The sequence below is a fragment of the Limihaloglobus sulfuriphilus genome (genome assembly GCF_001999965.1).
Lineage (GTDB): Bacteria > Planctomycetota > Phycisphaerae > Sedimentisphaerales > Sedimentisphaeraceae > Limihaloglobus > Limihaloglobus sulfuriphilus.
Genome location: NZ_CP019646.1, coordinates 17,736 through 31,394 on the forward strand (window position 1 = coordinate 17,736; position 13,659 = coordinate 31,394).

A 13,659-nucleotide genomic window follows, 5' to 3' on the forward strand; every position below is an offset into this window, starting at 1 on the left:
AGATTGATAGATGCTTGATCTAACGAATAAACCGAATTATAAAGGAAAAATGGAATGTTTGCTTTTATGTGTGCCCTGGCGTTGGTAAATTGTGATTTTGTAGAGATTTCCGGCTATCAATATTCTTATAAGGATGACAATACAGGCGTAACAACAAGGGTGTATGTAAGCCCGTTTGAGATAGCCGAGGCGGAGGTTTGCCAGGATGAATTTGAGCGGGTGATGGGCTATAACCCCTCAAAGTTTAAGGGCGCAGACTTGCCCGTTCATAATGTCAGCTGGTTTGAGGCAATACAGTTCTGCAACAAGAAAAGTATCGCAGAGGGGCTGCCGCCGTGCTACGACATTGAAACCGGCCGCTGTGATTTCAGCTTAAACGGCTTTCGCCTGCCGACAGAAGCAGAGTTTAACTCCGCGGGACGCGGCTTCTTCAAGCTGGAAGACCGCCTGAAATATGCCAATCTCTATCCAAAGAGCTATGAAACCATCCAGTCATCGGTAGATGAGTTTGCCAAAGGCCCTGCCGCCCGAAAATCCCTTGAGAAACTGCCCGCCGGCGTTTACGACCTGATGGGAAACGTCTGGGAATGGGTCTATGACTATTATATCCCCGTATTTGAAACCGCCGTTGTCCAGGTCAACCCCAGCGGCCCCCTGCAGGGCTTAGAACGCACAATAAAGGGCGGCTCCTGGATGATCCCGGCATGGCACGGCTACACGCCGCGGCCGCTGACATCCTCACAGCAGCCACAGAGCAAACGAGCGACTATCGGTTTTAGAGTCTGCCGAACCATTACCGGCAAACGCGGCGGGGCGTATGAGCCCGAACCCGAAAAAATCGCCGACATTAGATATGCAAAACACGAAAACCTGGCTGATGAAAATCTCAACATCACAGACGACAACGGAGACGAAATTAAAACCCTCCAGAGCTGGCAGAAAAACAGAGACAGCGTTCGGGATAAATGGCTCGATTACATGAAAGTCCCCGATTACGGCAAACTGCGGCTCGAGGCCAAAACCGTTTACGAGTACGACCGGCCCCTCTACAGCGGAAAGGTGCAGCTCCTGCAGGCTTCGCCGCGGGTTGAGTACAAGATCGCACTGCTAAGCCCCGTCATGAAAAAAGGCGAGAAACGCCCCGTGTTGATAGTCCCGTTTTATGATGTGGATTCGCCCGCGTCAAAACAGCTCTACGGCAAGCGGTTTAAGGCGTTTAACAGGGGTTATGCCCATCTGGCAGCCTCTCAGGGATACATCGCGGTTGCGGTGAAGTGGTACTCGGAATGTTACCCCGACTACATCGAAAGCATAGCACAGCTCAGCGCCGACCACCCGGGCACACTCGGGCTGGGCAAATGGGTTGCCGATATCAGGCTGCTCATCGACTATATCAGCTCGCTGGACAATGTTGACAGCGAAAGAATCGCCGTTATGGGCCATTCTCTCGGCGGCAAGCTCGCACTCTTCGCCGCGGCGTTTGACGGCCGCATTTCCGCGGCGGTTTTATCAGAGCCGGGCATTGGCATTGAGTTTTCAAACTATCAGGATATATGGTATCTCGGCGCCGATATAAAACAGCGGCAGGACCTCGACCTGCACCAGCTGCTTGCCCTGACAGCTCCGCGGCCGCTGATGCTCATTGCAGGCGACAGCGTCGATAACGACAGCAGTCTCGATTACCTCAACGCCGCGCAGCAGATATACAGCCTCTACGGCATAGAAAACTGCCCCGCCTTTTACAACCACCGCACCGGACATACACCCTCAGCCCAGGCGGTTGAGCTGGCGTTTGAATGGCTCAACAAACAACTGCCCGCGCCTTGTGGTAAATAACTTAGCAGGCGGGTTTTAGACAGGATTTACAAGATAAACAGGATTTGTGTTTAATTGCATTGCCCCGTCAAAAAATGCCCTGAAACAGATAATCCCAATAAAGGGTTGTCAATGCCGGTTTTGCCGGTATAATCGCTTATGAATTGAATTTATATGGACAGGATTACAGGATTATGATTTTGGTGTTTCTATGAGTGATATTAAATTGTTTAAGATGATTGATGGGGGCGTAAGTGAAATACAGGGCCAGTCTGTCGCGGTGGAAAAGTCGCTCCAGAGCTTAATCGAGAGACATCTTGAGGATTTTCTCGGTGTAAGGTTCTTAGCCAGTGAGTATTCTACCGGCAAGAAGCACGGCGGGCGGATTGACAGCATGGGGATTGATGAAAACTGCTGCCCCGTGATTATTGAGTATAAACGAGCTACAAATCAAAACGTTATCAATCAGGGGCTTTTCTATCTTGATTGGCTTATGGACCATAAGGCGGAGTTTGAGCTGCTGGTTTTGAAAAAGTTTGGCTCGAAAGTCTCCGCTGATATAGATTTTTCAAGCCCCCGGCTTATATGTATTGCCGGCGATTTCACAAAATATGACCAGCACGCCGTTTCACAGATAAACCGAAATATTGAGCTTATGCGGTATTGCCATTACGGTGATGACCTGCTGATGCTGGAGTTGGTGAATTCGGTTACCGCTGATGAAAACTCAGATACCGCAGTAATAAAACAACCATCTTCCGGTAAAACTATTTACAAAACAGTAACTGAAACGCTCAAAGCAGCCCCCCAGGAAGTGGTGGATCTCTTTGATGCGGCAAAAGAAATGCTCATTTCATTTGGCGATGATGTTCAGTTCAAGACGCTCAAATATTATTTTGTTTTCAAGCGGATAAAGAATTTTGCCTGCATTGAACTGCACAATCAGAAAAAATGTATTGTCGCAACAGTTAAGCTCTCTCCCGATTCTGTTGATCTTGTTTCCGGTTTCACCAGAGATGTCAGCAATATAGGCCATCTCGGTACCGGCGATCTGGAGATAACTATACGTTCGCTCGAAGATTTAGAAAAAGCACGTCCGCTGTTTGAAAAGAGTTATGAGAATAATTGACATATAATTTATTAGTGCGAGATCATAGGTTCAAAAATGATAAGAAGCAGAATAGAAAAAGAATGGACAACTAAGTCTAAAACGGGAATTCGTACTTATCACATAACAATTAGACATAACGGATTAAATGAATTTAAAGAGATTAAAAATTCAAATAAACATGTAGCCAAAGAAATGGCAAACGCGGCAATGACCGGGTGGAACGGAAAATGGGGCAAAAAAATAGCCGCTGAAAACGAAAAAAAACTTAAAGAGCAAGAAAAGCTAAAAGAAAAGCAGTATAAAGAAAACAGAAAACAGAAAGCTGCTGAAGAAACTAAAAAAGCTAAAAACGCTCTCGACATTTTGAAAAATACACTTAATATAGGATTAAACACAAAACCCAAAATGATATGGGAGCAGTCGTACGATTATTCAGAATTCCCCACTCCAAAACCTGTAAAAGATAGATATCTTCGAATGATGCCCGAAAAACCTCAACTGATAATTTATAGTAAACCAAAACAAAGTGATTCAAAATATAACCCAAAATTAAGTTTTTTGGATAAAATCAGTTCCGAGCGGAAACATTCTAAACTTGATCATGCAAAACAATTATATCTTAAAGACCTCGAAATCTGGAAGGCCAGAAAACTCGATGCAATTGCAAGGTTTGATAAAAAGAAGGTAGAATATAAACAAGAAGGAATACGATTATTCCAATTATTTCAAAAGGACGTTAAGGAGTGGCAAAACTTACACGACAAATTTATTAAAGAACAAAAAAGGAAAAACGACGGCATAAACGCTTTAAGAGAAGAATACAGAAATCACAAACCTTTTGGTGTCAAACTACATTTTGGCATGGTTCTGAATCGCTCAAAATATCCTGACTATTTTCCGAAAAAGGTGGAATTAGAATATAATCCAGATAATAAGATTTTGATTGTTGATTACCAAATTCCGGCTCCTGATATTATTCCTCGGCTAGTGGAAGTTAAATATGTGCTATCACAGGATGAATTTAGGGAGGTTATGATGTCAGAAGTTCAATTTAATAAACTTTATGATGACCTCATTTATCAAATTGCGCTACGTAATATTCACGAATTATATAAATATGACAAGGCAAGTGCACTTGATTCAATAGTTTTTAATGGTTTTGTGCATAGCATTGATCCTGCAACGGGTAAAGAGAAAAATTCCTATCTATTGTCTCTTCTGGCAAATAGAGAAGATTTCCTCAAAATAAACCTGGAATCCGTTGACCCCAAAACATGTTTTAAAAAATTAAAGGGAGTAGCATGTGCCCAGCTAAATACCATAACACCTGTAGCACCGCTAATGCAATTAAATCGAAATGACAGCAGATTTGTTAACTCATATGATGTGGCAGATTCTATTAACGAGGGTGACAATCTGGCATTGATGAACTGGAAAGATTTTGAACATTTGATTCGAGAGTTGTTTGAAAAAGAATTTTCTTCCGGAGGCGGAGAAGTAAAAATTACCCAAGCCAGCAAAGACGGTGGTGTTGATGCGGTTGCTTTTGATCCCGACCCAATTAAGGGAGGGAAAATCATTATACAGGCCAAACGTTACACAAATACAGTGGGTGTTAGTGCTGTACGTGATCTTTACGGAACTGTTATGAATGAAGGAGCGAACAAGGGAATACTTGTAACGACGTCAAGCTATGGGTCAGATGCTTATAAGTTTGCAAATGATAAACCGCTAACACTTCTTGATGGAGGTAATTTGCTTCACATGCTTGAAAAACATGGCCACAGAGCGAAAATTGATATAAAAGAAGCCAGGGAAATGATTAAACAACAAAGCTTAGACAGTTAAAATTCCTATGGGTGAAAGTAGAGTTTATGGCCAAAGCGTAAGTTGCCCCTGACCGTTGCCCCGGGCTATGTTATTCAGGCTCTACAGGCTTGGGGGTTTTGGCTGTGGGTGGTACTTATGTAAAACACACTGAAGTGTGAACTCTTACAGGGGTACTCTTGCGGTGTTAGTAAGAGTTCAAGCTTCAGCTTGTTTAAAATATAGATAGCGAATAAGCACGCTAAAGCGTGTACTCTTACAGCTCTTACGGCTCTTACGTAATCGGCGGTGATCTGCGAAATCTGCGGATATTTACCATGTTGTTTTTAGCACTGAAGGTGCGAAATATCTTAGCATAGGGCATCGCCCTGTGTTTGTGGTGGCGTGTTTCCATTATCCCAGGGCGTTGCCCGGGGCTATGTTATTCAAGCTTTACAGGCTTGGGGGTTTTGGCTGTGGGTGGTACTTATGTAAAACACACTGAAGTGTGAACTCTTACAGGGGTACTCTTGCGGTGTTAGTAAGAGTTCAAGCTTCAGCTTGTTTAAAATATAGATAGCGAATAAGCACGCTAAAGCGTGTACTCTTGCGGCTCTTACGGCTCTTACGGTTCTTGCGTAATCGGCGGTGATCTGCGAAATCTGCAGATATTTACCATGTAGTTTTTAGCACTGAAGGTGCGAAATATCTTAGCATAGGGCATCGCCCTGTGTTTGTGGTGGCGTGTTTCCATTGTCCCAGGGCGTTGCCCCGGGCTATGTTATTCAAGCCCTACAGGCTTGGGGGTGGTTGTGTGGTGCGGTATTTGGGATTTGGGGGGTAACCTCTTACGGGGGTACTCTTGCGGTGTTAGTAAGAGTTCAAGCTTCAGCTTGTTTAAAATATAGATAGCGAATAAGCACGCTAAAGCGTGTACTCTTACAGCTCTTGCGGCTCTTACGGTTCTTGCGTAATCGGCGGTAATCTGCGGTAATCTGCGAAATCTGCGGATATTTACCATGTAGTTTTTAGCACTGAAGGTGCGAAATATCTTAGCATAGGGCATCGCCCTGTGTTTGTGGTGGTGTGTTTCCATTATCCCAGGGCGTTGCCCCGGGCTATGTTATTCAGGCTTTACAGGCTTGGGGGTGGCTGTGTGGGTGGTGCGGTATTTGGGATTTTTGGGGGGGGGTAACCTCTTACGGCTCTTGCGTAATCGGCGGTAATCTGCGAAATCTGCGGATATTTACCATGCTGTTTTAGCACTGAAGGTGGAGATAAAATAAGTTTAGAATTGATGTTGAGATACGCCGGCCGGCGGGGTATAATAAAACCTTGAGAAAAATCAATCGTTTTTTTAAGCCTGCGGCTCGGAGGAAAACCAGCTCCCGGCAGCGGCGGCTGCTTGAATGGAGTAAAACATGAATTCAGGTTTTATATTATCGCCCAGAGCTCTGTTACCGGCTGTTTTGATTTGCGGCGTTTTATGTTCGGCCGGCTCGGCACTGCCTGCCAAGAGCCGTGATGTCAATATTACTCACAACCCTGACCAGATGTATGTTCTGGTCAGCGGCGGTGAAAAATCCGCTGCTTCTGTGCAGGGGCAGAACGGCACGGATGTTGATATTCCCGAAGGGGCCTGGGCAACCAGCGAGATTCTGATCAATTCCGCGCCGTCAGATGCGGTGGTCAGCGGCGTTGATGTTCATTACGAGATCGTGCACAGCTATGTGCTTGATTTAACGGTGGATCTTTCGGACGGCGATCTTAACGTTGAGTACAACCTCTGGGACGGCAATTTCGGCTCGGGTGGTATCTCCGAGACAGAAACCGGCATTGCCGCGTTCAACGGCCGGCCCGTCAACCAGTACTGGTTTTTATGGGCGATTGACAACTACGCCGGCGATTACGGCTATATCGATTCGTGGTGGATCAAAATATACTACTCCGGTTCCGGCGCGGCTCCCGAACATGACGACTGTGCCGGTGCGATTGCGGTAACAGAGTCCGCGGCGTACAGCGGCAGCACCGCCGGCGCAACCGGAACACAAACCAGCAGCTGCGGCGATAACGATACAAACGATGTCTGGCACGTGTTTACCCCTGCCGCGGCGGGTTTATACTCTCTGAGTCTGTGCGGCAGCAGTTTTGATACGACGCTTGCGGTGTACGATGAATGCGGCGGCGCGGAGCTGGCGTGCAACGATGATTCGTGCGAGTATCAATCCATGCTCACGCTCCAGCTCAACGCGGGCGAGGATTACTATATCCGCATTGCCGGCTACGGCGGCGAAACCGGCAGTTATACGCTCGTGGTAGAGCCTGTATCTGCCGTGCTAAACGACGATTGCGCAAATGCCGCAGTAATCGCGGAGGATTCGCCGACCGCCGGCAGCACAATAGGCGCAACCGGCAGCTTTGAGAGCAGCTGCGCTTCTCATGATTTTTACGATGTCTGGTACAGTTATACCCCTTCGCAGTCGGGTACTGCCGCTATTGAAATACAGAGCGGCTCGTTCGATACGACGCTCTCGGTGTGGGACGGCTGCGGCGGCGCAGAGCTGGCATGTAACGATGACCACGGCGAGGGCGGCCTCTCTGCTGTGGAATTGTTTGTCCAGGGCGGCACAGAGTATCTAATACGTGTGGCCGGCTATGGATACGCCGTCGGCGATTTTACGCTGCTTGTATCGCGGCAGGTGTGTGAACCGCCGGCTCCGGCACAGCAGCCCGGCCCCGCGGACGGACAAACCGCCGCGGCAGCCGAGACAGAGCTTAGCTGGTCGGCGCCGCAGAGTGCTGCTGCGCAGGGCTCTGAAGAACCGATCAAAGGTGTTATCTACGGCAGTGATGACAGGTTAGACTATTATCAGATTAGTGATCCCGATATAATCCCGCTTGCCGATTCGACGGCGGTCATAGTTTCGCCCGGGAACCTGGCAGATAACGGCGACGGCACGTTCACCCTGCCGGCGACGACGCTGGGACAGTGGTACGAGGCCCTGGATCCGCTGGGCAGCGGCAATCCGCTTTGTCCGGACGAGCCGTATATCAATCAGCCGGCGCCGGGCAAGTGTTCGGCGTTTCTGGTGGAGCCTGATATTGTCGTTACCGCCGGCCATTGTGCGGCAGGGGGCAGCTGTTCCGCTCTGGCGTTTGTGTTCGGCTTTGTAATGCTCGACGCGGATGCCGCCCGTATAACTGTCGATATGGACGATGTTTATTATTGCAGTGAAATTATAGAAACGGTCGAAACCTATAATGATGACTGGGCGATTGTTCGGCTTGACCGGCCGGTCAGCGGCCGCGAACCGCTAACGCTGAGCCGCTCCGGTATAATCCCTGACGCTCAGCCGGTTTTTGCTATCGGTTCTCCCTATGGACTGCCGCTCAAGCTCTCCAGCTCTGCTAATGTTATGGAAAATTCAATGCCGGAGTATTTTCAGGCGAATCTCGATGTGCTTGCGGGCAATTCCGGTTCACCGGTTTTTAACGCGGTAACTCTTGAGGTTGAGGGAATACTCGTACGGGGCAATGAGGATTTTTCCGCCAGCTCAAGCTGTGACAGCTCGTATGTCTGCCCCGATTCGGGCTGTCCGGAGTGGGAAGAGGTAACACGCACAAGCCGCTTTCTCGACACGCTTTATCCGGTTCTTTACGATGTTTACTTCGACAGCGTATCGCCTCCGGAGCAGCTTATCTGCGAGAATACCAACGAAACGTCTTGCGATCCGACTCCGGACGGCTCGATCCTGGAGCTGTGCCAAACATATTACTGGCAGGTGGTTACAAAGACCAAATGCGGAGAGACTGCCGGCGATATCTGGAGTTTCAGGGTGGAATCTGTGCCGGGCGATTTCGATGACGATTGCAGCGTTGACAGTACAGATTTTAGCCTGATGGCAGATTCCTGGCTCTCGGCGGCCGGCGTTTACGATATAGCCCCGCTGCCGGACGGTGACGGGGTGGTAGATTTGCTTGATTTGGCTTTATTTGCCCGGGACTGGCTTGCAGAGCTCGCTGGGATATAAGTTCCATGACTTTAGCCGCCGTGTGTTCTTGCAGGATTACCTTCGGGCGGCGGTTACTGACGGTTTGATTCACTTATGCAGTAGAGTTTATCGCTTGTTCGTATAAACAGGCACGAGTCTGCTATTGCGATAGAAGCGTTGGCGGGTTTGCCGTTCATTTGAATCTCGCTGATAATTTCGAGTTGCTCACCACCTGCCCGTATGACAAAAACTTTGCCTTCTTCGTTGATACAGTACAGTTTTCCGTCGGCGGCTGTCAGGGACGAATATATCGGCGGCCCGCTGAGCGTACCCTGCCATTTTAGTTTGCCTGTTTCGGCGTCGAGGCAGCTGAGAGCCTTTTTCCTCATCCCGTCCAGGACGTACAAGCAGCCGTCGTATAAAAGCGGAGTGCTGCAGTCCGGGCATGGGCCTTCGTATTTCCATGCAATACAGCTCTCATCCAACGTGCCCGAGCCTCCGGGTTTGATTGCCAGTAGATCCTCTCCGCGGGGCCGCGGCAGATAAATCAACTCTTTTGAAGCGACAAGTCCGGCTATGTTGCGGTTTCTGGGGTTTTTATTGGGTGAGTATTCGTAGCGCCAGAGCTCTTTGCCCGTTTTGGGGTCGTTTGAGGTAATAAAGTCTGCTCCCATAAGCAGTATTTCTTTCCGTCCGTTATACTCAAAAGGCAGCGGAGAGCTGTAGCTGTCAAAACTTTCATTTACCGCGTTTGTAGGGCGGTTTGTTTTCCAGATATTCCGGCCCGTCGCAGGGTCTAATGCCATCAAAAACGAATCAAGCTCTGTCCTGTCTTTAGGTTCACGCCACGGTTCGGGCCGCCTGAGCACACATACAAACATTTTTGCTTCGTATATCAGCGGTGTGGAGCTGTAGCCGAAATTCAGTGATATATTTCCGTATTCTTCTTCTATATTGCGTTTCCATAATGGTTTGCCCTCGTAGTCAAATGCCGCCAGGTCTCCGCTGTCAAATATGAAAAACACCCTTCCTCCATCTACAGCGGCAGAGGGGGCGGCCATATTGCCGCGGGGGATGTTGCGGAACGCTTTGCCTATGTTATTGCTCCACAGGAGTTTACCGTCTGATTGCCTGAAGCACATTCCAAGCAGGGATTTGTTTTTCATATCCACTGCTGTTATGAATACTTTGCCGCGGGAAACGACAGGGGTTCCCGAACCGGGGCCCGGCGTATTGCCGGCCCATTTGACGTTTTCAGTTTGCGACCATTTTTCGGGCAATCCGGTTTCATCGCTTGATCCGTTATAGCCGGGGCCTCGCCAGTCAGGCCAATCCCGGGCAGCGGCACCGCAAGCCAGTAAGGAAATGGTCAATGAGCAAATAATTTTGTAGTATATCGGCATAAAAAGTCCTGAAAAATGTTCTGTACAAAGGTTTACAACGCAGAAAATCTTGAGTTGTGAAGTTTTCGCATAATCTGCTAACAGTTTTATCTGTAAATTATGGTGATAACGGCCTCTAAAGTCAAGCATAACGGTAATCTGTAATGTCTATTCAGCATTATTCAAAAATAATTCTTAGAAAAATATTTATTTTTGAATTCTTCTTCATATAATGAATCTTTATTCATCTAAACGATGTACTGGTTTAAATATATTTTAATAAATGAGTTAAGTCCGCTAAGAGAGAAATTTGAATAGACGTCAGCGAGATAAGTTAAGACATAAAGAAGAAATTCTAAAGGCAGCCCTGAAGCTGTTTTCAGAAAAAGGCTTTCACCACGTTTCGATGCAGGAGATAGCCGAAGCATCAGAATTCGGGGTTGGAAGTCTTTACAATTTTTTCAAAAGCAAGGAAGCCCTGTTTGAGGAGCTTATAGACGGTAATGCTGATTACATAATAACCGAATACAATAAAACTCTGGAAGGGCCCGGCGATGAAAAGGCCCGCTTGTCGGCGTTTATCAAAAAACAGCCGGATATCCAGGAGAAATTTGGAAAACTGATAAGGCTTTATATCTCCGAGTTTGAAGTGAGGGGTTTGAAACTGTTCAAGCTCCAGGAAAAAAGCCAGGTTTATCAGATAATAAATTCCAAACTTGTAAAACTGATTGAGAGCGGCATAATCAAGGGTGTGTTTCGGCCGGTTGATCCGGAAATAGCTGCCAGGTCGTTAAGTGCGGCGATAGAAAGTATAATCTTAGAAACTACGGGCCGTATTCCCAAAGATGCCGTTACCGATATGTTCAATAAGGTTGAAGAGTTATTTATAGATGGTTTAATTAAACCCGAGTAAACAATAATGAATATCAAAACAATTAAAATCATTTCGTTAACAGCTGCTGTGATGTTTTTTGTTTCAGGCTGCAGCCTCGGGCCCGATTATGAGAGGCCTGAAACGCAACTTCCCCAAGAGTGGCTCGGCAGTGATACAAGCGAATCGGCGAATCCGGAAGTTCTTCGAGAGTGGTGGAAAAGCTACGATGACCCTATGCTTGGCTCGCTTTTAGAGCGTGCCGACGCGGACAATCTGGACTTGCAGGCAGCGATGGCCAGGATTGAGCAGTCACGGGCGTTCAGGGCGTATGCCTCTGGTGAGAAACTGCCGTCCGTTGATGCGTTCGGAAACTATACCAGGTCACGTTCGAGCCAGAATATCATGGGCGCTGCGCCGGGAGAAAACAGCTTCTACTCTGCCGGCTTTGACGCGTTCTGGGAGCTGGATTTGTTCGGCCGCATTCGCCGTTCGATAGAATCGGCGCAGGCCGAGCTTGAGCGGTCGGTGGAGGATTACCGAAATACCCGTGTGAGCCTGTTCGCTGAGATCGCGAGAAATTATATAGAGCTGCAGACGAGCCAGGCCCGTATTGAATATGCACGGACAAATATAGAAATACAGCGAAAGACACTTGACCTGACGCAAAACCGCTATGAGGCCGACCTTGTGCCCAAGCTGGACGTATCGCAGGCGCGGCTGAACCTTGCCAACAGCCAATCTGAGATACCTTCTTTGAGGATAGCCGAGACCGAGGCCGTGAACCGTTTGTCGGTTCTTACCGGAACTACTCCGGATCAGCTTCGCTCTGAACTGATAAAACCCAGGCCGCTTATGCAAATTGAGGTTGAGCCTCTCGCCGGTATTCCCGCCGAGCTGCTTCGCCGCAGGCCGGATATACGCAGTGCCGAACGGGCGCTGGCAGCGCAGACCGCACGTATCGGGCAGGCCGAGGCTTTGCGGTATCCTTCTTTTTCACTGAGCGGCAGTTTTGGCCTGGCGGCAATGCACTACTCGGATTTGACCAGCTGGGACAGCAGAAACATTGAATTCGGCCCCTCTGTTCGCTGGACGATATTTGACTCCAACCGGCTTAAGAGCTTGGTCGCCGTGGAAGAGGCCCTGACAAAACAGCTGGCGGCTAACTATGAGTCGGCGGTTTTGCGGGCAGTCGAAGAGGTTGAAAACGCTCTTGTGGGTTTTGCGCAGGAAACACGACGCACAAAAGCGCTTGAGCGGTCGGTACAGGCTGCTCAGGAATCACTCAAGAATGTTGAAACGCTTTACGAGAACGGACTGACTGATTTTCAGAACGTTCTGGATGTGCAGCGTTCCCTGTCTCTCCAGCAGGACCGTCTGGCAGTCAGCAGGGGCCTGATCCTCCAGCGAAGCGTTGCGATTTATAAAGCTCTCGGCGGCGGCTGGGACAGCGATGGTGAACAGCCGCAAACAAACAGTAACAAATAAACGGGAAGAAAATATATGAACTTTAAAAAGATTATCTCTTGGCTTATCGTATTGGCAATTCTGATTGGTGCCGGTTACGGCGGATACCGCTACTGGCAGAAACGCCAGGCGGCAATAGCGGCGATGGCTCAGCAGAATCAATCGAGCGGGCCGATTCCTATGCCGGTTGCCGGTGCGAAGTTTATGGACGTAACCGATACCTTAAGTTTTACCGGAACGACAGAGGCAGTAAACGTGTATGAAGTACAAGCCCGAGTCGAGGGCTATCTTCAAGGGATTCATTTTACCGATGGAGACTTAGTCGAGAAGGGGCAGCTGCTTTTTACAATTGAGCCTGATATATATCGGGCGCTTAGAGATGAGGCCGCGGCGATGCTCAAATCCGGCAAGGCTGAACTCCTGAGGGCGAAATTTGATCTTGAACGGATCGAAAAGGCAGTCAAGAGCGGCGCAGTCAGCCGGCAGGATTTGACCAGTGCCAAAGCCGCGTACGACAAGGCCGATGCAATGGTGATGGGTTATAAGGCGGCATTGGCAAAAGCCGAGCTGAACCTGAGCTATACCGAGATTCGAAGCCCTATAAGCGGACGTATCGGTGATTCGCCGGTAGATGTTGGAAACCTGGTCGGACCTGGTGATCGGACATTGCTGGCGGTTGTAAGGCAGATTGAGCCTGTGAATGTGTTCTTCCATGTCAGCGAAAGTCTGCTTAAGGGAGACTTTTTAAAGCGTTTGCAGGGTAAACAGGGGTTTGAGCCCCAGGAATTTAATGTCGGACTGCCCAACGAAAATGAATTTCCATTTAAAGGTGCCGTTAATTTTGTTGATAATACGGTTGATACCAGAACGGGAACTATTTATGTACGCGGTGAAGTGGCTAACAAATCTCAGCAGCTTTTGCCGGGTATGTTTGTCCAGGTTCAAATGCCCATCGGTCATCGCAAGGATGCGGTAGTTATTGCGGCCAAGGCAATCAACAGTGACCTTGGCGGCAAATTTGTGCTGATTGTCAATGACGAAAACACTCTCGAGAGACGAGATGTAAAGTTGGGCGACTCAATGGGTAAGATGCGTGTCATAAACGAGGGCCTTGACGGCAGCGAGCAATTCATCGTCGGCGGCTTTCACATGGCCAGGCCGGGAATGCAGATACAGCCGATGCCGGTTGAAAATAATAATACAGCTGATTAACAG

Annotated in this window: 8 protein-coding genes; 7 read left to right on the forward strand and 1 reads right to left on the reverse strand. The window is 48.4% G+C overall.

The features are described 5' to 3' along the window. Positions 1 to 54 precede the first annotated feature (54 nt). From SMSP2_RS00060 to SMSP2_RS00075, 4 genes are all read left to right on the forward strand, one after another. On the forward strand, positions 55 to 1,836 hold the full coding sequence (locus SMSP2_RS00060; protein WP_146681996.1) for an SUMF1/EgtB/PvdO family nonheme iron enzyme: 1,782 nt from the start codon (positions 55 to 57) through the stop codon (positions 1,834 to 1,836). 190 nt (positions 1,837 to 2,026) lie between these two features. Further along, a complete protein-coding gene (locus SMSP2_RS00065; RefSeq protein ID WP_146681997.1) occupies positions 2,027 to 2,944 on the forward strand; it encodes a DUF5655 domain-containing protein in 918 nt (305 codons plus the stop codon). 36 nt (positions 2,945 to 2,980) lie between these two features. Beyond that, positions 2,981 to 4,774 carry a restriction endonuclease gene (locus SMSP2_RS00070; RefSeq protein WP_146681998.1) on the forward strand — a complete coding sequence of 598 codons (1,794 nt, stop codon included), beginning with the start codon at positions 2,981 to 2,983 and terminating at the stop codon, positions 4,772 to 4,774. A gap of 1,379 nt (positions 4,775 to 6,153) precedes the next feature. Further along, entirely contained in the window at positions 6,154 to 8,763 is a 2,610-nt protein-coding gene (locus tag SMSP2_RS00075; RefSeq protein WP_146681999.1) for a trypsin-like peptidase domain-containing protein, read from the forward strand. Positions 8,764 to 8,816: 53 nt separating this feature from the next. Here SMSP2_RS00075 and SMSP2_RS00080 read toward each other — a convergent pair whose 3' ends face one another. After that, complete coding sequence (locus SMSP2_RS00080) at positions 8,817 to 10,127, reverse strand: outer membrane protein assembly factor BamB family protein (protein WP_186804769.1); 1,311 nt, start codon at positions 10,125 to 10,127, stop codon at positions 8,817 to 8,819. Positions 10,128 to 10,416: 289 nt separating this feature from the next. On the opposite strand from SMSP2_RS00080, the gene SMSP2_RS00085 reads away from it, so the two are divergent. The 3 genes from SMSP2_RS00085 to SMSP2_RS00095 are packed head-to-tail and all read left to right on the forward strand — an operon-like array spanning position 10,417 to position 13,656. Further along, positions 10,417 to 11,019 (forward strand): TetR/AcrR family transcriptional regulator, encoded by a 603-nt coding sequence (locus tag SMSP2_RS00085; protein WP_146682001.1) that lies wholly within the window; start codon positions 10,417 to 10,419, stop codon positions 11,017 to 11,019. A 51-nt stretch (positions 11,020 to 11,070) separates the two neighbouring features. Beyond that, positions 11,071 to 12,465, forward strand: coding sequence for an efflux transporter outer membrane subunit (locus tag SMSP2_RS00090; protein ID WP_186804770.1), 1,395 nt, complete (start codon positions 11,071 to 11,073; stop codon positions 12,463 to 12,465). A 15-nt stretch (positions 12,466 to 12,480) separates the two neighbouring features. After that, on the forward strand, positions 12,481 to 13,656 hold the full coding sequence (locus tag SMSP2_RS00095) for an efflux RND transporter periplasmic adaptor subunit (RefSeq protein ID WP_146682003.1): 1,176 nt from the start codon (positions 12,481 to 12,483) through the stop codon (positions 13,654 to 13,656). The last annotated feature ends 3 nt before the right edge of the window (positions 13,657 to 13,659 follow it).

Excerpts from the sequence above, each read along its gene's own strand:
- SMSP2_RS00065 (WP_146681997.1), top strand. The coding sequence starts at position 2,027 with ATGAGTGATATTAAATTGTTTAAGATGATTGATGGGGGCGTAAGTGAA.
- SMSP2_RS00070 (WP_146681998.1), top strand. The coding sequence starts at position 2,981 with ATGATAAGAAGCAGAATAGAAAAAGAATGGACAACTAAGTCTAAAACG.
- SMSP2_RS00060 (WP_146681996.1), top strand. The coding sequence starts at position 55 with ATGTTTGCTTTTATGTGTGCCCTGGCGTTGGTAAATTGTGATTTTGTA.
- SMSP2_RS00095 (WP_146682003.1), top strand. The coding sequence starts at position 12,481 with ATGAACTTTAAAAAGATTATCTCTTGGCTTATCGTATTGGCAATTCTG.
- SMSP2_RS00080 (WP_186804769.1), bottom strand. The coding sequence starts at position 10,127 with ATGCCGATATACTACAAAATTATTTGCTCATTGACCATTTCCTTACTG.
- SMSP2_RS00075 (WP_146681999.1), top strand. The coding sequence starts at position 6,154 with ATGAATTCAGGTTTTATATTATCGCCCAGAGCTCTGTTACCGGCTGTT.
- SMSP2_RS00090 (WP_186804770.1), top strand. The coding sequence starts at position 11,071 with ATGTTTTTTGTTTCAGGCTGCAGCCTCGGGCCCGATTATGAGAGGCCT.